This is a genomic window from Pseudomonas sp. C9-3, assembly GCF_032392015.1.
In the GTDB taxonomy this organism is placed as follows: Bacteria; Pseudomonadota; Gammaproteobacteria; order Pseudomonadales; family Pseudomonadaceae; genus Pseudomonas; species Pseudomonas nitroreducens.
Genome location: NZ_CP135919.1, coordinates 4,029,407 through 4,049,727 on the forward strand (window position 1 = coordinate 4,029,407; position 20,321 = coordinate 4,049,727).

Below are 20,321 nucleotides of genomic sequence, written 5' to 3' on the forward strand. Positions count from 1 at the left end.
TACGAAGAGAAATAAAAAGCCCCGCAATCGCGGGGCTTTTTCATGGGCGCCAATTCAACGGTGGCAGCACTTATCCACAGCTGAGCGGGTTCTTCTCGTCACGCTTGGCAGCGCCCCACAGCTCGTCCATCTCTTCCAGGTTGCTGTCTTCCAGCGTGCGTCCCTGGTCACGCAGGGCCGTCTCGATATAGCGGAAGCGGCGTTCGAACTTGGCATTGGCAGCGCGCAGGGCAGTTTCCGGGTCGACCTTGAGCTTGCGCGCCAGGTTGACCACCACGAACAGCAGGTCGCCCACCTCCTCCGCCTGGCCCTCGGTGTCGCCGCCGGCCATGGCTTCGAGTACCTCATCCAGCTCCTCGCGAACCTTGTCCACCACCGGCAGCGCGTCGGCCCAGTCGAAGCCCACCTGGGAGGCGCGCTTCTGCAGCTTGGCAGCGCGGCTCAACGCTGGCAGCGCGTTGGGCACATCGTCCAGCAGCGACAACTGCACCGGCTCGGCGGCCTTGGCGGCACGCTCCTCGGCCTTGAGTTCTTCCCAACGCTGCTTGACCGCCGCTTCCTCCAGCTTCGCCGGGTCCGGCTCGCCGTAGAGGTCGCCATCAGGGAAGACATGGGGATGGCGGCGAATCAGCTTGGTGGTAATGCCGTCGACCACGGCGTCGAACTCGAAGCGGCCCTCTTCCCGAGCCAACTGCGCGTAGTAGACGACCTGGAACAGCAGGTCGCCGAGCTCCTCGCGCAGGTGGTCGAAGTCGCCGCGCTCGATGGCATCGGCGACCTCGTAGGCTTCCTCGAGGGTGTAGGGGACGATGGTCGCGTAGCTCTGCTTGAGGTCCCAGGGGCAACCGTTCTGCGGGTCACGCAGGCGGGCCATGAGGTACAGCAGATCTTCGAGCTTATGCATCCTTGGCACCCGCGCGATCACGCCGCGCCTCGATGATGTTGGGCAACTGGGAGATGCGCGCCAGCAGGCGGCCCAGCGAATCGAGACCGGGGATCTCGATGGTCAGGCGCATGATCGCGGTGTTGTCTTCCTTGTCCGAACGGGTGTTCACCGCCAGCACGTTGATGCGCTCGTTGAGCAGCATCTGCGAGACGTCGCGCAACAGGCCGGAACGGTCGTAGGCGCGGATGACGATATCCACCGGATAAGTGCTGACCGGCACCGGACCCCAGCTGACCTGGATGATCCGCTCCGGCTCGCGCCCGGCCAGTTGCAGCGCGGTGGCGCAGTCCTGGCGGTGGATGGTCACGCCGCGACCGAGGGTGATGTAGCCGACAATCGGGTCGCCCGGCAGCGGCTGGCAGCAGCCGGCCATCTGCGTGAGCAGGTTGCCGACGCCCTGGATCTGGATGTCGCCGCGCTTGCCATGGCCGATCTTGCTCGGCTTGCGCGGAATGAGTTCGAGCTGCTCGGTGCCGCGCTCGGGCTCCACCAGTTGCTGCGCGTAGTTGACCACGTGGGCCAGGCGCAAGTCGCCGGCGCCCAGCGCGGCGAAGAGGTCTTCGCCGGTCTTGTAGTTGGCCTTCTCGGCGAGCTTCTCGAAGTCCACCGGCGGCAGCGCCAGGCGGCCGAGTTCGCGTTCGAGCATGGCCTTGCCGGCGGCGACGTTCTGGTCACGCGCCTGCAGCTTGAACCAGTGGACGATCTTCGCCCGCGCCCGCGAGGTAGTGACGTAGCCCAGGTTCTGGTTCAGCCAGTCACGGCTCGGCCCGCTCTGCTTGCCGGTGATGATCTCCACCTGCTCGCCGGTCTGCAGGCTGTAGTTGAGCGGCACGATACGGCCGTTGATCTTGGCGCCGCGGCAGTTGTGGCCGACCTCGGTATGCACGCGGTAGGCGAAGTCCAGCGGCGTCGAGCCCTTGGGCAGGTCGATGGCATGGCCGTCGGGCGTGAAGACGTAGACCCGGTCGGGCTCGATATCCACCCGCAGCTGTTCGGCCAGGCCGCCGATGTCGCCCAGCTCCTCGTGCCACTCGAGCACCTGGCGCAGCCAGGAAATTTTCTCTTCGTAGTGGTTGGAGCTGGCCTTGACGTCGGTACCCTTGTAGCGCCAGTGCGCGCAGACGCCCAGTTCGGCTTCCTCGTGCATGGCGTGGGTGCGGATCTGCACTTCCAGCACCTTGCCCTCGGGGCCGATCACCGCGGTGTGCAGCGAGCGATAGCCGTTTTCCTTGGGGTTGGCGATGTAGTCGTCGAATTCCTTGGGGATGTGCCGCCACAGGGTGTGCACGATGCCCAGCGCGGTATAGCAGTCGCGCATTTCCGGCACCAGCACGCGCACGGCGCGCACATCGTAGATCTGGCTGAAGTCCAGACCCTTGCGCTGCATCTTCCGCCAGATGGAATAGATGTGCTTGGCGCGGCCGGACAGGTCGGCCTTGATGCCGGTGGCAGCCAGGGCGTCCTTGAGCTGCTGCATCACGGTAGCGATGTACTGCTCGCGGTCCAGCCGGCGCTCGTGCAGCAGCTTGGCGATCTGCTTGTACTGGTCGGGCTCCAGGTAGCGGAAGGACAGGTCCTCCAGCTCCCACTTGATATGGCCGATGCCGAGGCGGTGGGCCAGCGGCGCGTAGATGTCGAACACCTCGCGGGCGACGCGCATGCGCTTTTCATCGTCGCCGTTCTTCACCGCGCGGATCGCGCAGGTGCGCTCGGCCAGCTTGATCAGCGCGACGCGCACGTCGTCGACCATGGCCACCAGCATCTTGCGCAGGTTCTCGATCTGCGCCTGGGTGCCGAGCACCAGCGACTGCCGAGGGCTGAGGCTGGTACTGATCGCAGCCATGCGCAGCACGCCTTCGATCAGCTTGGCGACGACAGGGCCGAAGCGCTGCGCCACGTCCTCGAGCTTGACCTTGCCCTCGCGCACGCCACGGTAGATCACCGCGGCGACCAGGGACTCCTGGTCGAGCTTCAGGTCCGCCAGGATCTCGGCGATCTCCAGTCCCGTCTGGAAGCTGGAGGTGCCATCCGCCCAGGAGTTGTCAGCCGTGCTGACAGCCCTGTCTTCCACCTCGCGAGCGAACTCGCAGGCTTCCAGCAGGACCTGGCGATCCAGGCCCGGGACCAGGGTCTGGACATGGTCCAGCCAGGCCTCGAGATTGATGCTGCCGTCCGTGTTGACCGGCTGATGCGCTCTCACCTGTACCATCGTGTCTACCCTTCCCCACGGTGCGCCACAACACACCGCTCACTGCGCCGGCCTTTCTTCTTGCTTGAGCCGGTCGGATTGCGCAGGCCTTCCTAGCCTGCCTCGAACAAAGCCATGGCCTCGACATGGGCCGTCTGCGGGAACATGTCGAGGATGCCGGCGCGCTTCAGGCGATAGCCCTGTCGGGCCAGTTCGCCAGCGTCGCGCGCCAGGGTCGCCGGGTTGCAGGACACATAGAGTACCCGCTCCGCGCCCAGTGAACGCATCTGCCGTGCCGGCTCGAAGGCTCCGTCACGCGGAGGGTCGAGCAGCACGGCGGTGAAATCCTCCGCCGCCCAGGGGGCTTCGGCAAGCGGTTTCGTCAGGTCCGCTTGATGGAACCGGGTGTTGGCCAGGCCGTTGGCATGGGCATTGGCGGCGGCGCGCTCGACCATGGTCTGCACACCTTCCACGCCCACTACTTCGCGCACCTGGCGCGCCAGCGGCAGGGCAAAGTTGCCCAGGCCACAGAACAGGTCCAGCACGCGCTCGTCGCTGCCGGGCTTCAGCCAGTCCAGCGCCTGGGCGACCATCGCCTCGTTCACCGGCGCGTTCACCTGAACGAAGTCGCCGGGCCGGTAGGCCAGGGTCAGATTCCAGGCTTCGAGCCGGAAGCCGAGCTCCCGGTTCCCGCTGTTTTCTGCGCCGCTGGAACAAAGCGTCGGCTCGCCGTCGCCCTGCAACCACAGTTGCACATCCCGTGCCGAACAGAATTCCAGCAGTCGCGCGCGGTCGCTATCGGACAAAGGTTCGATATGCCGAAGCAGGAGCGCGCTGGAAGTGCCATGGAACAGCTCGACATGGCCCAGCGACTGCGGTTTGGTGAAGCCGCGCAGCAGCTCCGGCAGCTCGCGGGCGAGGACCTGCAGCTCGGGCACCAGCACCAGGCAGTCGTCGAAGGCGACGATGGCCTGGCTGGCAGCCGCGCGGAAGCCGACATCCAGGCGCTTGGCCTTGACGTCCCAGCGCACGGCGAGGCGAGCGCGGCGACGGTAGCCGAATTCCGGCCCGACCAGCGGCGCGGCCCACTCTTGCGGAACCAGGCCGGAGAAGCGCTCCAGCTGCTCGGCCAGTGTGCGCTGCTTGAGCGCCAGCTGATCGGCGTGGGGCAGGTGCTGCAGGCTGCAGCCGCCGCAGGTGCCGGCTACCGGGCAAGGCTCGGTGCGACGGTTGGCGGCGGTGCTGAAGAGGCGTTCGCTGCGGGCGTCGACGATCTGCGCGCGTGCCGACAGCACGCGGGCTTCCACCGCTTCGCCCGGCAAGGCGCCGGCGACGAACCAGGTGCGCCCGTCGGCGTGGGCAATGCCGCGGCCGTCGTGGGCCAGGCGCTCGATGTTCAGGCGCTGCTTCTTGCCCACGGGTACCGCGGGGCTGCGCGCTCCGCCGCTGGGCTGGAAACGCAGGCCGGATCTTTGTTTGGCCATGTCAGTTGGCGTCGAACACGCCCGAGGACAGGTAACGGTCGCCACGGTCGCAGATGATCGCCACCAGGGTCGCGTTTTCCAGTTCGCGCGAGAGTCGCAGCATGGCCGCCACCGCACCGCCGGAAGACACGCCGCAGAAGATACCCTCTTCGCGAGCCAGGCGACGCATCACGTCCTCAGCTTCGGTTTGCTGCATGTCGACGACGCGGTCGACGCGGGTGGCGTCGAAGATCTTCGGCAGGTATTCCTGCGGCCAGCGACGGATGCCGGGGATGGCCGAGCCTTCCATCGGCTGCAGGCCGACGATCTGCACGTTTGGGTTCTGCTCCTTGAGGTAGCGCGACACGCCCATGATGGTGCCGGTGGTGCCCATGGAGCTGACGAAATGGGTGATCTCACCGCCGGTCTGCTGCCAGATTTCCGGGCCGGTGGAATGGTAGTGGGCGATCGGGTTGTCGCCGTTGGCGAACTGGTCGAGCACCTTCCCCTGCCCTTCGCGCGCCATCTGGTCGGCGAGGTCGCGGGCGCCTTCCATGCCCTGCTCCTTGGTCACCAGGATCAGCTCGGCGCCGTAGGCGGTCATCGCGGCCTTGCGCTCGGCGGTGGAGTTGTCGGGCATGATCAGGATCATGCGGTAACCCTTGATCGCCGCGGCCATCGCCAGGGCGATGCCGGTGTTGCCGGAAGTGGCCTCGATCAGCGTGTCGCCGGGCTTGATGTCGCCGCGCAGTTCGGCACGGGCGATCATCGACAGCGCCGGGCGATCCTTCACCGAACCCGCGGGGTTGTTACCCTCGAGTTTCACCAGCAGGGTGTTGGAGGTTTCCCCGGCCAGGCGCTGCAGGCGCACCAGCGGGGTATTGCCGACGCAATCGGCGATAGTCGGGTACTGCACGGTCATGGAGGCACTCGGATCTGGAACAGGGCGCCCTATGATACCGGCAAAAGACGCCCTGCCATACGAAACTTCCTAACAAGCCGTGTTCGGGGGCCGATGCGCGCCTCAGGCCGCCGCCGCGTCCGGCAGGCGCAGGTGAACGCGCAGGCCAGCGTCGGCGCAATCCGCCCAGAGTTCGCCCCCCTGCATGCGCAGCGAGCTGCGGGCGATGCTCAGGCCCAGGCCGAAACCTTCGCCGGTGCGGGCATCGGAGAGCCGGGTGAAGGGCAGGAAGATACGCTCCAGGTCGCTTTCCGCCACGCCTGGGCCATCGTCCTCCAGCCACAGGTGCCAGCCGCTCGGTTCGCGCCGGCCACTCAAGCGGATACGACCCTCCTCCGGGGAGTGGCGGATGGCATTGCGCAACAGATTTTCCAGCGCCTGGGCCAGCCCGTTCAGATGACCGCGCACGCGGCAGTCCGCCGGCACCTGATAAAGAAAGCGCTCCGAACTCCAGCCCGCCTCGAAGCGCGCATCGTCCACCAGCAGATCCCACAGCGAACGCAGGTCGATCTCTTCCAGCTCCACGCGCGGGCGCTCTGTATCCAGCCAGGCCAGTTCCAACGTATCGGCGACCAGTCGCTGCATCACGTCCACCTCACGCTCCACGCGCTGACGCAGCGCGGTTTCGCTGATCGGACTGTCTCCTGCCACACGCAGGCGGCTCAGTGGCGTGCGCAGTTCGTGAGACAGGTCGCGCAACAGTTGGCGCTGCAGGCTGACATGGCCGCGCAGGCGCTCGGCCATGTGGTCCAGCGCGCGGCCCAGCTCGCCCAGTTCATCGCGACGGGTGACGAGTTCGGGGCCGGCGACCGAGCCCAGGTTATCCGCCTGCAAGGAATTGGCGTGCTCGCGCAGACGCCCCAACGGGCGCACCAGGCGCCGGTAGATCAGCCCACAGAGCAGCAGCGCGAGGATCGCTGGCACCAGTGCATGGCTGACGGACTGGCGCAGGAAACTCAGGCCGCCGGGGAGGAAGCGCTGCGGCAGCTGCAGCACCAGGCGGCCGGCAGTCGGGTCGTCGGGAAACGATATGCCGATGTAGGGCAGGTTGACCGAGCGCGAGCTAACCGGCCAGTCCAGCCCGCGCTGGAAGGTCAGGTGCGCCACATCGGCCATCGGCAGCGGCTGCGTGCTCAGCGACTGCAGGCGACCGTCCACCACCACCATCCACACCGGCTCGCGCTGCCTCATCCCTGCCAGCCAGCTGTCGACGCCCGCCGCCCCGCCGGTACGCCAGGCCTGCTGTGCCTCTTCGGCATAGCCACCCAGGACATGCCGCGCCTCCTCGGAGAGGTTGTAACTGTCGCGCTCCATCTGCTTGCCCCAGTTCCAGGACAGCCAGATCACCGACAGGCACAGCACTACCAGGGCAAAGGCGAGCTTCCAGAACAGCGAGTGGCGGCCGGGCATGTCAGTCCTCGGCCTCGGCAAAGACGTAGCCTTTGCCCCACACGGTGTGCAACTGGTGACGGACGTAGCCTATAGCCTGCAGCTTGCGGCGCAGGTGGCTGACATGCATGTCCAGGCTACGGTCGTGGGCAGTGAAGGCGCGGTGCAGCACGTGCTGATAAAGGAAGGGTTTGCTGAGAGTCTCGCCCTGGCTGCCCAGGAAGGTCTCCAGCAGGCGGTACTCGGTGCCGGTCAGACCGGCCCACTGGCCGTCGAGGCCGACGTCGTCCTTCTGTGGGTCCATCTGCAGGCCGGTCACCGTACTGCCAAGGGACTGGCTGCCGCGTTCCAGCGCGACACGGCGCAGCACTGCATCCACGCGCACGCTCAGCTCGGCGAGGCTGAAGGGCTTGGGCAGGTAGTCGTCGGCGCCCTGGGAAAAGCCGGCGATGCGGTCCTGCTCGGCGCCCAGGGCGGACATCAGGATCACGGGCACCGCGCGCTCACGACGCAATGTACGAAGGATATCCAGGCCACTGGTGCCGGGCAGCATGATGTCCATCAGCACCAGGTCGTAGTCACCGCCGAGCGCCTGGGCCAGGCCCTCGTCACCATCCAGGCACCAGGTGACCTCGAAGCCGCGCTCGCTCAAGTGGGAGGACAGGTGGGCGCCCAAGGTCGGGTCGTCCTCAATGGTCAACAGGCGCAGGCCGGACGAAGCAATGGCATTCATATCAAATAAGAGTGATTAGCAATTGCGTGAAGTATTCACGATTCCGCGTCGTCTCGGCAAGGCAAAGGGCTTCCGAGCAGGGGCCGAACCGCTACACTGCCGGGGATAAACGCATCGGAGGAAGCGCGTGTTCAAGGATCTCGGCATCAAGGGACGGGTACTGCTGCTCACCCTGCTGCCCACCAGCCTGCTGGCGCTGGTGCTGGGCGGCTATTTCACCTGGGTGCAGCTGGCGGACATGCATGCCCAATTGATCGAGCGCGGGCAACTGATCGCCGAGCAACTGGCACCGCTGTCGGCCCCGGCCATGGCCCACCACAACAACGAGCTGCTCGAACGCATCGCCAACGAGGCGCTGGACCAGCCTGACGTACGCGCCGTGACCTTCCTCAACCCGGACCGGGAAAAACTGGTCCACGCCGGCCCCAGCATCCTCACCCCCATTCCTTCCGGCGACGGCTCGCACCTGAGCATGTCCAGCAACCTGGACACCACCCACTTCCTCCTGCCGGTGCTGGGCAAGCACCGCAGCCTCTCCGGCGACCCCGACGATGACGCCGAGAAGCTGCTGGGCTGGGTCGAGCTGGAGTTGTCGCACCACGGCACCCTGCTACGCGGCTACCGCAGCCTGTTCACCAGCCTGCTGCTGATCGGCGCCGGGCTTGCCGTCACCGCCCTGCTCGCCCTGCGCATGAGCCGCGCGATCAATGCGCCGCTGGGGCAGATCGCCCAGGGCGTCGCCCAGCTCAAGGAAGGCCGTCTGGAAACCCGCCTGCCCGCCTTGGGCAGCCACGAACTGGATGAGCTGGCCGGCGGCATTAACCGCATGGCCGAGGCGCTGCAGAGCGCCCAGGAAGAAATGCAGCACAACATCGACCAGGCCACCGAGGACGTCCGGCAGAACCTGGAGACCATCGAGATCCAGAACATCGAACTGGACCTGGCGCGCAAGGAAGCCCTGGAGGCGAGCCGGATCAAGTCCGAGTTCCTCGCCAACATGAGCCACGAGATCCGCACCCCGCTCAATGGCATCCTCGGCTTCACCAACCTGCTGCAGAAGAGCGAGATGACCACGCGCCAGCAGGACTACCTGGGCACCATCCACAAGTCCGCCGAAAGCCTGCTGGGGATCATCAACGAGATCCTCGACTTCTCGAAGATCGAGGCCGGCAAGCTGGTGCTGGAGAACATCCCGTTCAACCTGCGCGAGCTGATCCAGGACACCCTGACCATCCTCGCCCCCGCCGCCCACGAGAAGCACCTGGAGCTGGTCAGCCTGATCTACCGCGACACCCCGCTGCAGTTGGTGGGCGACCCACAGCGCCTGAAGCAGGTGCTGACCAACCTGGTGAGCAACGCCATCAAGTTCACCCACGACGGCAGCATCGCCGTACGCGCCATGCTCGAGGACGAAAGCGACGACCGCGCGCAACTGCGCATCAGCGTGCAGGACACCGGCGTGGGGCTGACCGACGCCGACCTGCGCGCGTTGTTCCAGGCCTTCAGCCAGGCCGACAACTCGCTCTCACGCCAGGCCGGCGGCACTGGCCTGGGGCTGGTGATCTCCAAGCGCCTGATCGAGCAGATGGGTGGCGAGATCGGCGTGGAAAGCAGCGCCGGCGACGGTTCGGAATTCTGGATCAGCCTCAACCTGCCCAAGGCCCGCGACGACGGCGACGACCTGCCGCCCGCCATGGCCGGCGGCCTGCGCGTGGCACTGTACGAGCCCCATGAACTGACCCGCACCGCGCTGCACCACCAGTTGGAAGACTGCGGCCTGGAAGTCACCGAGTTTCCCGACCTCGCCACACTGGAAAAGGCGCTGTTGGCCGGGCCGTCGGACAAGGCGCCGATCACCCTGGCGCTGCTGGGCGTGACCGCCGCCGAACACCCGCCCGAGGCGCTGCGCCAGTCCATCCGCGAGTTGGAACAGCATGGCTGCAAGAGCCTCGTGCTATGCCCGACCATCGAGCAGGCGCACTACAACGACGTGCTGCCCGACGCCCAGGTGCAGAGCAAACCCGCCTGCACGCGCAAGCTGCAACAGGCGATGAACGAACTGCTGCACCTGCGCCCCCTGCGCAAGGACAAATCGGCCAACGGCCGGCTCGAGCGCACCCCGCACCTGCTCTGCGTCGATGACAACCCGGCCAACCTGTTGCTGGTGAAGACCCTGCTGACCGACATGGGCGCAGAAGTGACTGCCGTGGACAGCGGCCTCGCCGCCGTCGAGGCCGTGCAGCGCGAGCGCTTCGACCTGGTCTTCATGGACGTGCAGATGCCGATCATGGACGGCCGCCAGGCCACCGAGGCGATCCGCCAGTGGGAAGGCGACCGCGAGGTCAGCCCGGTACCGATCATCGCCCTCACCGCCCATGCCCTCGCGAACGAGAAACGCGCCCTGCTGCAGGGCGGCATGGACGACTACCTGACCAAGCCGATCGACGAGCGGCAACTGGTCCAGGTGATCCTCAAGTGGACCGGCCTGGCGCTGGGCGAGCCACGTGACGAACGCCCGCGCCACACCGAATCCAAGCTTGACGGGCTCAGCGTCCTGGACCCGGAGGAAGGCCTGCGCCTGGCCGCCGGCAAAGCGGAACTGGCTGCCGACATGCTCGGCATGCTGCTCGCCTCGCTGTCCGCCGACCGCCAGGTGATTCGCCAGGCCCGCGAGCGCAACGACCGCAATACCCTGCTCGAGCGCATCCACCGCCTGCACGGCGCCACCCGCTACTGCGGCGTGCCAATGCTGCGCGCCGCCTGTCAGCGCGCCGAAACCCTGCTCAAACAGAACGAACCGGACGCCCCCGCCGCGCTGGATGAACTCGACATGGCGATGGCCGAACTGGCACAAGCGACTGAGGGCCACCTGGAAGCAGAGGCCGGCCAGCCGCACTGAGGACGGAATCCAAGCGATGCGCATCATCCTGTTCAGCAACCAGACCTACGACCGCGACAGCTTCCTCGCCGCCAACCACGGCCTTGGCTTCGAGTTGCACTTCCAGCAGACCCAGCTGCGCCTGGACACCGTCGCCCTGGCCATGGGCTTCGAGGTGGTCTGCCCCTTCGTCAACGACGACCTGTCGCGCCCGGTGCTGGAGCACCTGGCCGCCGGCGGCACGAAACTGATCGCCCTGCGCTCGGCCGGCTACAACCATGTCGACCTGGCCGCTGCCCACGCGCTGGGGCTGGCCGTGGTGCGCGTACCAGCCTATTCGCCCCACGCCGTGGCTGAACATGGCGTGGGATTGGTCCTGGCGCTATGTCGGCACCTGCACCGCGCCTACAACCGTACCCGCGAAGGCGACTTCTCCCTGCATGGCCTGACCGGCTTCGACCTGCACGGGCGCACCGTGGGTGTGATCGGCAGCGGGCAGATCGGCGAGGTCTTCGCCCGCATCATGAGCGGCTTCGGCTGCCACATCCTGGCCTACGACCCCTATCCCAACCAGGCCATCGAGGCCCTGGGCGGGCACTTCGTCGAGCTGGACGAACTGCTCGCGCGGTCCGACATCATCAGCCTGCATTGCCCGCTCAACGACGCCACCAAACACCTGATCAATGCCCAGAGCCTCGCGCGCATGAAGCGCGGCTCGATGCTGATCAACACCGGCCGCGGCGCGCTGGTGGACACCCCGGCGCTGATCGAGGCGCTGAAAAGCGGCCAGCTCGGCTACCTCGGCCTGGACGTCTATGAAGAGGAAGCCGACATCTTCTTCGCCGACCGCTCCGACCAGCCGCTGCAGGACGATGTGCTGGCGCGCCTGCTGACCTTCCCCAACGTGATCATCACCGCGCACCAGGCTTTCCTGACCCGTGAAGCCCTGGCCGGGATCGCCCAGACCACCCTGTCCAACATCGCCGCCTGGCAGGCGGGCCGGCCGGTCAATCTGGTCGAAGGTTGATCAGTTGCCCCTCGCATCCCGGCGCTGTGCCACCTAGAATGCCGCGCTTTCCCGGAGGACCCATGGCCCAGCACGATTTCCGCTACACCCTGCTCAACCCGCAATTCACCCTCAACGAGTGCCGCGCGCTGACCCCGGGCCGCTACCAGGTCACCGGCATCGGCGGTTCGATCAAGGCCGGCGACACCCTGCTGGTCAGCCTCAAGGGCAGCAAGAGCCTGAGCATGACCCTGGAGGTGGAAAAGGTCCGCCACCTGATCAACCCGCCCGGGCAGTGGATGGCCGTGGCCAAGGGGCCGGCATTCCGTGAACTGGGTATCCACGAATGGACGGTCAACTGCGACGGTTGCGCGGCTACACTGGACTTCGAATTCGCCGTCGATGCCACCCTCGGCAAGGCCGCCCAACAGCCGGCCGCCGAAGCGCGCATCGCCGAACTCGGATGGGCCAAGGCCGGCAAGCGCCACCTTTGCCCGGATTGCCAGAGCAAGGAGACTGCATGAAAACCCTGATCGCCAGCGCTTGCACCGCGCTGGCCCTGGCCGGCTGCGCCAGCAAGCCGGTGCCCGAAGCCGAGCAGAACTACCGCGTGGAATGGATCGGCGAACGCCCGCTGATCGACTACACCCACATCAGCCTGACCCTGGACGGCAATGGCCGCGCCTATGGCAGCGCCGGCTGCAACCACTGGTTCGCCAGCTACAAGCTCGAGGGCGACCAGTTGACCTTCGGCCAGCCGGGCGCCACCCGCAAGCTCTGCGCCGACCTGGTGATGGAGCAGGAACAGCAGTTCCTCAAGATGCTCGGCCAGGTGCAGCGCTGGGACATCACCGACGAAGGCGAGCTGCGCCTGTGGCCGGCCAGCGGTCGCGCCATGCGCATGTGGCCGGAAGGCTGAGGCTCTTCCGGGCAGGTCTAGAAGAGCGTCAATTGCTCGTGGGCGCCGCGCAGATCGACCAGGCGCACGCCTACGCCGATCAGCCGAACCGCCTTGTTGCCGCGCTGGAAGGCCTGCCCCAGCAGCAGCCGATAGCTTTCCAGATCCCGCGCGGCGCCGGCCTGCTCCAGGGTGGTCTGGGTGAAGTCGTGGAACTTCAGCTTGATGAACGGCTTACCCGGCCGATAGCTGGCGTCCAGGCGCGTCATGCGCCGCTCCAGCTCGCCCAGCAGTGACGGCAGCTCTTCCTGGCAGGCTGCCAGGTCCGGCAGGTCCTGGTCGAAAGTGTTCTCCACGCTGATCGATTGCCGCCGGCTGTCCACCTGCACCGGACGCTCGTCGATGCCCCGCGACAGTCCCCAGAGCCGCTCACCGAAACTGCCGAACTCCTTGGCCAACTGGATCCGCGACCAGTCGCGCAGGTCCGCGCAGGTACGGATACCCAGGCGCGCCAGCTTTTCGGCAGTGACCTTGCCCACGCCATGCAGCTTCTTCACCGGCAAATCGGCGACAAAACCGTCGACCTCATCGGGTGTGACCACGAACAGGCCGTTGGGCTTGCGCCAATCGCTGGCGATCTTGGCAATGAACTTGTTCGGCGCCACCCCGGCAGACACGGTGATGTGCAAGGTCTCCCAGACGCGCTGGCGAATCTCCTGGGCAATGCGCGTGGCGCTGCCGCCGCAACGCTCGCTGTCGCTGACGTCGAGGTAGGCCTCGTCCAAGGACAGCGGCTCGATCTGGTCGGTGTAGTCGCGGAAGATCGCGTGAATGTCCCGCGAGGTCTCGCGATAGACGTCCATCCGCGGGCGGACGATGGTCAGGTCCGGGCACAGCTTGACTGCCGTGCGCATGGCCATAGCCGAATGCAGGCCGTAGGCACGCGCCTCGTAATTGCAGGTCGCGACCACGCCCCGCTTGTCCGGCGACCCGCCCACGGCCAGCGGCTTGCCCACGAGGCTGGGGTCGTCGCGCATCTCGATGGCGGCATAGAAGCAATCGCAATCGATGTGGATGATCTTTCTCTGCCGAGTCACGAAGGAGGCGCCTGCATCACCAACGGAAACGCCTTTATAGAAGACGGAAAACCCGCCCATGGTAATGCAAAAACCTGCCGTCCCGGTTATCCACAGCCGTGTAAATCACCCTTGTCGATCCCTGCGACGATTCCATTCCTGGCGGCTAAATATCTGATAGAAAATCACTTTTTCCCTTTTTTCATTGACACCCGGGCGCACCGGCGTAGAATGGGCGTCGCGGGATGGAGCAGTCTGGTAGCTCGTCGGGCTCATAACCCGAAGGTCGTAGGTTCAAATCCTGCTCCCGCAACCAGATACAGAAAAAGGCCACTCTTCGGAGTGGCCTTTTTCGTTTGCGCGTCATTTAAATTTTTGATCGCAGAACAAATATCGATTGACAGAGACTTTCATTTACGTAGAATGGCCGGCGCGGGATGGAGCAGTCTGGTAGCTCGTCGGGCTCATAACCCGAAGGTCGTAGGTTCAAATCCTGCTCCCGCAACCAGACACAGGAAAAGGCCACTCTTCGGAGTGGCCTTTTTCGTTTGCACGCGATTTAAATTATTGATCGAAAACGAAATATCGTTTGACACGAGGCTTCATATCCGTAGAATTGCCGCCGCGGGATGGAGCAGTCTGGTAGCTCGTCGGGCTCATAACCCGAAGGTCGTAGGTTCAAATCCTGCTCCCGCAACCAGACATCAAGAAGAAAGCCACTCTTAGGAGTGGCTTTTTTCGTTGTGCGCAGAAAAACCACGTACGGGTGGCGCCAGCCGAATGACGAAAATACTCTCCAAGGACTTGGGAATTCGCGACAGTGCCCCTACTCTGTCGCGCAGGATCGTTAGAGGTGCCCGATGAGCGCCAACCCTGCCACACCCGATACACCTGCCCCCGACGAAGCCACGCCACGAGCGGCATGGCTCGACTGGATCAACGCCAACCGCCAGGCACTCGGCCTGGGCGTAACTCTGGTGCTGTTCAGCCTGGCGTTGATCGCCTGCTACCACCTGCTGCGCGACATCGACGCCTATTCCCTGCACGACGCCCTGCTCGATGTGCCGACCACCGCGCTGACCGGCGCGTTCGCGGCCACCGTCGTGGGCTTCATCTTCCTGCTCGGCTATGAATGGTCGGCCAGCCGCTTCGCCGGTGTGAAACTACCCACCCCGGCACTGCTGACTGGCGGCTTCTCCGCCTTTGCCATCGGTAATGCCGTCGGGTTGTCGATGCTGTCCGGCGGTTCGGTGCGCTATCGCCTGTATGCCCGGCTGGGACTGGGTGCCGGCGATGTCGCGCTGATGACCCTGTTTGCCAGCCTCTCGCTGGGCTGCGCCTTGCCAGTGCTGGCGGCCGTGGCCGCACTGAGCGACCTCGCGGACGCATCGCTGGCCCTGCACCTGCCACAGTGGCTGGTGGCGGTCCTCGCGCTGGGCATCATCGCCTTCTGCCTGCTGCTGGTGGTCGGTATCGAACGTCGCCGCCTGCCCGAGCAACCTTCGCCGGACAGCCACCTGGTTCGCGTCGGCCGCCGCACCCTGCGCCTGCCCGGCCTGCGGCTGTCGCTGCTGCAACTGCTGATCACTGCGCTGGACGTTGCCGCTGCTGCCACCGTGCTCTATCTGCTGCTGCCCGAGGCCCCGCCCTTCGGCGCCTTCCTGCTGGTCTACCTGATCGCCCTGGCGGCTGGCGTGCTCAGCCACGTCCCCGGTGGTGTCGGCGTGTTCGAGGCCGTGCTGCTGGCTGCCTTCGCCGGACAACTGGGTGCCGCACCGCTCGCCGCGGCGCTGCTGCTCTACCGCCTGATCTATGTCGTACTGCCGTTGATCGTCGCCTGCCTGCTGCTGCTGTTCCTCGAGGCACGCCGCATCCTGGTGGCCAAGCAGGCGGTGCGGATCACCTCCGGCTTTGCCGCGCAGATCCTCTCGCTGCTGGTGTTCATCTCCGGCATCGTGCTGCTGTTCTCCGGCGCCACCCCGTCCATCGATACCCGCCTCGACGAGGTCGGCTTCCTCGTCCCGCACCGCCTGATCGACGCCTCGCACCTGGCCGCCAGCCTGATCGGCGTGCTCTGCCTGCTGCTCGCCTATGGTCTGCGCCGGCGCCTCTCCGCTGCCTGGGCGCTGACCCTCGGCCTGCTGATCGCCGGCGCTGCCTTGTCGCTCCTCAAGGGCTTCGACTGGGAAGAAGCCCTGATCCTCAGCTTCACCGCCGCCCTGCTGGTGATCTTCCGCAGCGCCTTCTACCGTCGCAGCCGCCTGATGGACCTGCCCTTCTCGCCGCTGTACCTGGGCGCAGCCGCGTGCGTCATCGCCGCGTCCATCTGGCTGCTGCTGTTCGCTTACCAGGACGTGCCCTACAGCCATGAGCTCTGGTGGCAGTTCGCCCTGGACGCCGATGCCCCGCGCGGCCTGCGCGCCGCCCTGGGCAGTTGCCTGTTGCTGGCCGCCCTGGCGCTGTACTGGCTGCTGCGCACCGCACCGCCGGCGATCCACGCGCCCACACGCGAGGAGCTGGACAGCGCAGCCGGCATCCTCTCCAACTCCGCTCAGCCCGACGGCGGCCTGGCCCTTTCCGGCGACAAGGCGCTGCTGTTCCACGAGGGCAACGACGCCTTCCTGATGTATGCCCGCCGCGGCCGCAGCCTGGTCGCGCTGTTCGATCCGATCGGCCCGGCACAGGCCCGCGCGGAGCTGATCTGGCAGTTCCGCGACCTCTGCGACCTGCACCACGCCCGCCCGGTGTTCTACCAGGTGCGCGCGGAGAACCTGCCGCTGTACATGGACATCGGCCTGACCGCGCTCAAGCTCGGCGAAGAAGCGCGGGTCGACCTGCGCCGCTTCGACCTGGAGAGCAAGGGCAAGGAGATGAAGGACCTGCGCTACACCTGGAACCGCGGCCAGCGCGATGGCCTGAGCCTGGAGTTCCATGATGCCGGGCAGGCGCCGATGGACGAGCTGCGCGCCATCTCCGATGCCTGGCTGGGCGGCAAGAACGTCCGTGAGAAAGGCTTCTCCCTCGGCCGCTTCACCCCTGAATACCTGCACTATTTCCGCGTCGTCGTGGTCCGATTCCAGGGCCGCGCCGTGGCTTTCGCCAACCTGCTGGAAACGTCCGGCAAGGAACTGGCGAGCATTGACCTGATGCGCGTCGTCCCCGATGCGCCCAAGCTGACCATGGAGTTCCTCATGCTCGGCCTGATCCTGCATTACAAGGAGAGCGGGCACACCCGCTTCAGCCTCGGCATGGTACCCCTGGCCGGCTTGCAGCCGCGCCGCGGCGCCCCGCTGACCCAACGTCTCGGCGCGCTGGTCTTTCGCCGGGGTGAGCAGTTCTACAACTTCCAGGGGCTGCGTCGCTTCAAGGACAAGTTCCAGCCCGACTGGGAACCCCGTTACCTGGCCGTGCCCGCCGGACTGGATCCGCTGGTGGCCCTGGCCGACACAGCCGCCCTCATCGCGGGCGGCCTGAGTGGATTGGTAAAACGCTGATATGTTGAAACGACGCTGGCGACACCTGCTCGCCCTTCTCCTGCTGATCGTCATTGCCGTCGGCCTGCTGCTGTGGAGCCGCCCGGCCCCGCAGGCCTCCCTGGACCACCGCCAGTTGCCCGACGGCAGCGCCGCCAGCCTGGCCAACCCCGGCAAGCAGCCCAATGCACGCGTGCTGCTGGCCGTGCAGGCCGACCAGAAACTGGACGACGCCCAGTTGCTGGCCCTGGCCCACGACAGCGGCGCCCGTGTGGTGCAGTTCGTCTTCCCGGAGACCGACTGCAAGGCCCAGCAGGCTCGCATCCAGGCCGCTGGTGAGCTGCTCGACGGCCAGCCGACCCTGGTCGCCGGCATCGGTCCGGGCAGCGCCTGGGCCTTCCGCTGGCTCGCCGGGCAGACCGACGACAAGGCCAAGGCGCTGTCCGTGGGCTTCTCCCTGGAGAAACCCGACTGCGCCGCCACCCCTCTGCCGCAGACCGCTCCCCACGGCCACTGGCTGGCTGCCTGGAACGACAACCCGGACGATGCCAGCGCGCGCTTCGCCCGTGGTTTGAAAAACGCCGAAACGGTGATCACCGATTACGACACGCCGCTGCCCAAGGTCCTTGCCGATCAACTGCGCCAGCAGCTGCAAGGCGGCGGCGATAACGTACCGGTGGTGGAAGTCCCGGCCGCCAAGCCCTCGGAAACCGTCACCCTGTTCTATTCCGGCGACGGCGGCTGGCGCGATCTCGACCGCGACGTTGCCGCGCAGATGGCCGAGCTGGGCTATCCGGTGGTGGGTGTCGATGCCCTGCGCTACTTCTGGGAGCACAAGACCCCGGAGCAGAGCGCCGCCGACCTCGCCCTGCTGATGCAGCACTACCGCGAGAAGTGGGGAGCCAAGCACTTCGTGCTGGCCGGCTACTCCTTTGGCGCCGACGTGCTGCCGGCGATCTACAACCGCCTGCCGGCGGACGCCAAGAAGGACGTCAGCTCGGTGATCCTGCTGGCCTTCGCCCGCAGTGGCAGCTTCGAGATCGAGGTGCAGGGCTGGCTCGGCAAGGCCGGTCAGGAAGCTTCCACCGGCCCGGAAATGGCGCGCCTGCCCGGACCGAAGGTGCTCTGCGTGTACGGCGTGGAAGAGAAGGACGAGAGCGGCTGCACCCAGCCCCAGGCCGTGGGCGAGAACCTGCAGTTGCCCGGCGGACACCACTTCGACGAGGACTACCCGGCCTTGGCCAAAAGGCTGGTGAACGCCATCCGCTCCCGCCAGTCAGCCGACGACGAAGGCTGACCGACATCAAAAGGGCCGCACATCGCGGCCCTTTCACTTTGCCTTCATGGTGTTTCAGGCACGCTTAAGGCTCTATGCTCAGACTGACAAGCCCGTCGCCAGAACGGGGCGTCACGATAACCGAGCCAAACAAGGAACCGTCATGAGCCTGTCCAAGACCCCGTCCCGCTACGGCAGCCTGTCCATTGCCATGCACTGGATCATGCTGGTGCTGATCGCCGCCGTGTACTTCTGCATGGAATATCGCACCAATTTCCCCAAAGGCAGCGACACCCGCGCGCTGTTCTCCCAATGGCACTTCATGCTCGGCCTGAGTGTGTTCGTGCTGGTCTGGCTGCGCCTGATCGGCCGCTTCATCTACCCCACCCCGCCCATCGTTCCGGCACCGCCGGCCTGGCAGATGATCCTGGCCAAGCTCGCGCACCTGGCACTGTACGGCCTGATGATCGGCCTGCCGCTGGCCGGCTGGATCATCCTCAGCGCCGCCGACAAGCCGGTGCCGTTCTGGGGCATGGAGCTGCCGCACCTGGTGGGCAAGAACCCGGACCTGGCCAAGCAGGTGAAGTACTGGCATGAAACCATCGCCGTGCTCGGCTACTGGCTGATCGGTATCCACGCACTGGCCGCGCTGTTCCATCACTACATCAGCCGCGACAACACCCTGGTGCGCATGCTGCCGGGCAAGGGCGAGGCAAAGCCGGAGTAATTTCCCCGCCCTGCAGCGCCGACCAGCCGTGGACAAGGTCTGCTCCTGCAGGGAAAGCTGCACTTCGTAGGAGCAAGCTTGCTCGCTCCTACGAAGTGCAGTCCTGACGGTAAGGCAGCGCAGCACGCGCCTCCTCGGCATAAGCCAGGATGCCCGCCCTCTCCCCTATCAGGAATTCCTGCACCGCCTCGCGCAGTCCGGGATGACCGAGGCGGTGCCAGGATCGGGTGATCACCGGCTCGAAGCCACGGATCAGCTTGTGCTCGCCCTGCGCTCCAGCGTCGAAGCGCTGGAGGCCGTGGCCGATGGCGAAGTCCAGGCCCTGGTAGAAACAGGTCTCGAAGTGCAGGCGGTCGAACTCCGCCAGGCAGCCCCAGTAGCGACCGTACAACGTATCGCCGCCGAGCAGACTGAAAGCCATGGCCACAGGCCGGCCATTCTGGTGAGCGAAGACCACGCGGATCGCCTCCGGCATACGCTCGCCGATCAGGCTGAAGAACGCTCGGCTCAGGTAGGGCGCCTGCCCGCGGACCTCATAGGTGCTGCTGTAGCAGGCATAGACGAAGTCCCAGTGCGCTTCGGACAGCTCGCGCCCTTCCATCCAGACGAAATCCAGCCCCAGCCCAGCGACCTGCTCGCGCTCCTTGCGGATCTGCTTACGCTTGCGTGAGCTGAGAGCGTCGAGAAAGTCCTGGAAGTCGCGGTAGCCGCGATTGCTCCAGTGGTACTGGCAACCCAGGCGTTCCAGCCAACCGTCTGCAGCGCCCAGCAGGGCATCGGCGGCAGCATCGGTGAAATTCACGTGTACGCCGGAGCAATGCCCCTCGTCCACTTCGCCCGCCAGCGCGCCGACCAGGCTCAGCGCCGCGTCCGGCGCGCCGAGCAGGCGAGCGCCGCCGACCGGGGTGAAGGGAATCCCCACCAGCAGCTTGGGGTAGTAGGGAATGCCGGCGCGCAGGCAGGCATCCGCCCAGCTCCAGTCAAACACGTACTCGCCGTAGGAGTGGCTTTTCAGATAGGCCGGCGCCGCGGCGAGCAGGCGGCCATCGTCGGCCAGCAGCACCCGGTGGGAAGGCTTCCAGCCGCTGCGGCCGCCGACGCTGCCGCTTTCCTCCAGGGCGGAGAGAAAGCCATGGCGCAGGAACGGCTGGTCGTCCGGCAGCAGGGCGTCCCACTGGCGGGCGTCGACTTCGGCAAGGCGGGAAAGGGTCTGGATAGGCATGGCCGACAGTCTGGCGCGAGGCGCGAGCGAAGGGAAGATTCAAGCGGGAAAACTCGCACGCCGGTGACATTCACGTTCGTCGGTA

At 66.2% G+C, this 20,321-nt stretch carries 15 protein-coding genes and 3 tRNA genes; 10 read left to right on the top strand and 8 right to left on the bottom strand.

The features are described from left to right. Window positions 1-70 precede the first annotated feature (70 nt). The 6 genes from mazG to RS899_RS18290 form a co-directional block, all read right to left on the bottom strand. Window positions 71-904: a nucleoside triphosphate pyrophosphohydrolase gene (gene mazG, locus RS899_RS18265; protein ID WP_054908699.1), complete on the bottom strand. Its 834-nt coding sequence runs from the start codon at window positions 902-904 to the stop codon at window positions 71-73. After that, window positions 897-3,155: a GTP diphosphokinase gene (relA, locus tag RS899_RS18270; protein ID WP_054908700.1), complete on the bottom strand. Its 2,259-nt coding sequence runs from the start codon at window positions 3,153-3,155 to the stop codon at window positions 897-899. Before relA ends, mazG begins: the two co-directional genes overlap by 8 nt. A 92-nt stretch (window positions 3,156-3,247) precedes the next feature. Beyond that, window positions 3,248-4,618, bottom strand: coding sequence for a 23S rRNA (uracil(1939)-C(5))-methyltransferase RlmD (rlmD, locus tag RS899_RS18275; RefSeq protein ID WP_315807745.1), 1,371 nt, complete (start codon window positions 4,616-4,618; stop codon window positions 3,248-3,250). Between the two features lies 1 nt (window position 4,619). After that, window positions 4,620-5,519: a cysteine synthase CysM gene (cysM, locus tag RS899_RS18280; RefSeq protein WP_054908702.1), complete on the bottom strand. Its 900-nt coding sequence runs from the start codon at window positions 5,517-5,519 to the stop codon at window positions 4,620-4,622. Window positions 5,520-5,621: 102 nt separating this feature from the next. Then, window positions 5,622-6,968, bottom strand: a complete 1,347-nt coding sequence (locus RS899_RS18285; RefSeq protein ID WP_315807746.1) for a sensor histidine kinase — start codon at window positions 6,966-6,968, stop codon at window positions 5,622-5,624. 1 nt (window position 6,969) lies between these two features. Beyond that, complete coding sequence (locus RS899_RS18290; protein WP_315807747.1) at window positions 6,970-7,680, bottom strand: response regulator transcription factor; 711 nt, start codon at window positions 7,678-7,680, stop codon at window positions 6,970-6,972. Between the two features lie 127 nt (window positions 7,681-7,807). Between RS899_RS18290 and RS899_RS18295 the strand changes: the two genes are divergently transcribed. The 4 genes from RS899_RS18295 to RS899_RS18310 all read left to right on the top strand — a co-directional run bounded on the left by RS899_RS18295 (window position 7,808) and on the right by RS899_RS18310 (window position 12,483). Next, the gene (locus tag RS899_RS18295) at window positions 7,808-10,579 is read left to right on the top strand and encodes a response regulator (RefSeq protein WP_315807748.1); all 2,772 of its coding nucleotides are present in this window, start codon (window positions 7,808-7,810) and stop codon (window positions 10,577-10,579) included. A 16-nt stretch (window positions 10,580-10,595) separates the two neighbouring features. Beyond that, window positions 10,596-11,585: a 2-hydroxyacid dehydrogenase gene (locus RS899_RS18300; RefSeq protein ID WP_315807749.1), complete on the top strand. Its 990-nt coding sequence runs from the start codon at window positions 10,596-10,598 to the stop codon at window positions 11,583-11,585. A gap of 62 nt (window positions 11,586-11,647) precedes the next feature. Beyond that, on the top strand, window positions 11,648-12,088 hold the full coding sequence (locus RS899_RS18305) for a hypothetical protein (RefSeq protein WP_054908707.1): 441 nt from the start codon (window positions 11,648-11,650) through the stop codon (window positions 12,086-12,088). Beyond that, window positions 12,085-12,483, top strand: coding sequence for an META domain-containing protein (locus tag RS899_RS18310; protein WP_233299594.1), 399 nt, complete (start codon window positions 12,085-12,087; stop codon window positions 12,481-12,483). The genes RS899_RS18305 and RS899_RS18310 overlap by 4 nt, the downstream gene beginning before the upstream one ends. 17 nt (window positions 12,484-12,500) lie before the next feature. On the opposite strand, the gene dinB is transcribed toward RS899_RS18310, so the two are convergent. Continuing rightward, a complete protein-coding gene (gene dinB / locus RS899_RS18315) occupies window positions 12,501-13,499 on the bottom strand; it encodes a DNA polymerase IV (protein ID WP_315810452.1) in 999 nt (332 codons plus the stop codon). Window positions 13,500-13,777: 278 nt separating this feature from the next. On the opposite strand from dinB, the gene RS899_RS18320 reads away from it, so the two are divergent. The 6 genes from RS899_RS18320 (at window position 13,778) to RS899_RS18345 (ending at window position 19,014) form a co-directional block, all read left to right on the top strand. After that, window positions 13,778-13,854, top strand: a tRNA-Met gene (locus tag RS899_RS18320). 115 nt (window positions 13,855-13,969) lie between these two features. Continuing rightward, window positions 13,970-14,046: transfer RNA gene (locus RS899_RS18325), tRNA-Met, on the top strand. A 115-nt stretch (window positions 14,047-14,161) separates the two neighbouring features. After that, window positions 14,162-14,238, top strand: a tRNA-Met gene (locus RS899_RS18330). 160 nt (window positions 14,239-14,398) lie between these two features. Continuing rightward, a complete protein-coding gene (gene mprF, locus RS899_RS18335; RefSeq protein WP_054908709.1) occupies window positions 14,399-17,032 on the top strand; it encodes a bifunctional lysylphosphatidylglycerol flippase/synthetase MprF in 2,634 nt (877 codons plus the stop codon). Window position 17,033: 1 nt separating this feature from the next. Next, window positions 17,034-18,308, top strand: coding sequence for a virulence factor family protein (locus RS899_RS18340; protein WP_315807750.1), 1,275 nt, complete (start codon window positions 17,034-17,036; stop codon window positions 18,306-18,308). Between the two features lie 142 nt (window positions 18,309-18,450). Next, window positions 18,451-19,014, top strand: coding sequence for a cytochrome b (locus RS899_RS18345; protein ID WP_315807751.1), 564 nt, complete (start codon window positions 18,451-18,453; stop codon window positions 19,012-19,014). Between the two features lie 88 nt (window positions 19,015-19,102). On the opposite strand, the gene RS899_RS18350 is transcribed toward RS899_RS18345, so the two are convergent. Beyond that, a complete protein-coding gene (locus RS899_RS18350) occupies window positions 19,103-20,236 on the bottom strand; it encodes a GNAT family N-acetyltransferase (RefSeq protein WP_315807752.1) in 1,134 nt (377 codons plus the stop codon). Between the last annotated feature and the right edge of the window lie 85 nt (window positions 20,237-20,321).

Excerpts from the sequence above, each read along its gene's own strand:
- mazG (WP_054908699.1), bottom strand. The coding sequence starts at position 904 with ATGCATAAGCTCGAAGATCTGCTGTACCTCATGGCCCGCCTGCGTGAC.
- relA (WP_054908700.1), bottom strand. The coding sequence starts at position 3,155 with ATGGTACAGGTGAGAGCGCATCAGCCGGTCAACACGGACGGCAGCATC.
- rlmD (WP_315807745.1), bottom strand. The coding sequence starts at position 4,618 with ATGGCCAAACAAAGATCCGGCCTGCGTTTCCAGCCCAGCGGCGGAGCG.
- cysM (WP_054908702.1), bottom strand. The coding sequence starts at position 5,519 with ATGACCGTGCAGTACCCGACTATCGCCGATTGCGTCGGCAATACCCCG.
- RS899_RS18285 (WP_315807746.1), bottom strand. The coding sequence starts at position 6,968 with ATGCCCGGCCGCCACTCGCTGTTCTGGAAGCTCGCCTTTGCCCTGGTA.
- RS899_RS18290 (WP_315807747.1), bottom strand. The coding sequence starts at position 7,680 with ATGAATGCCATTGCTTCGTCCGGCCTGCGCCTGTTGACCATTGAGGAC.
- RS899_RS18300 (WP_315807749.1), top strand. The coding sequence starts at position 10,596 with ATGCGCATCATCCTGTTCAGCAACCAGACCTACGACCGCGACAGCTTC.
- RS899_RS18305 (WP_054908707.1), top strand. The coding sequence starts at position 11,648 with ATGGCCCAGCACGATTTCCGCTACACCCTGCTCAACCCGCAATTCACC.
- RS899_RS18310 (WP_233299594.1), top strand. The coding sequence starts at position 12,085 with ATGAAAACCCTGATCGCCAGCGCTTGCACCGCGCTGGCCCTGGCCGGC.
- dinB (WP_315810452.1), bottom strand. The coding sequence starts at position 13,499 with ATGCGCGACGACCCCAGCCTCGTGGGCAAGCCGCTGGCCGTGGGCGGG.
- mprF (WP_054908709.1), top strand. The coding sequence starts at position 14,399 with ATGAGCGCCAACCCTGCCACACCCGATACACCTGCCCCCGACGAAGCC.
- RS899_RS18340 (WP_315807750.1), top strand. The coding sequence starts at position 17,034 with ATGTTGAAACGACGCTGGCGACACCTGCTCGCCCTTCTCCTGCTGATC.
- RS899_RS18345 (WP_315807751.1), top strand. The coding sequence starts at position 18,451 with ATGAGCCTGTCCAAGACCCCGTCCCGCTACGGCAGCCTGTCCATTGCC.
- RS899_RS18350 (WP_315807752.1), bottom strand. The coding sequence starts at position 20,236 with ATGCCTATCCAGACCCTTTCCCGCCTTGCCGAAGTCGACGCCCGCCAG.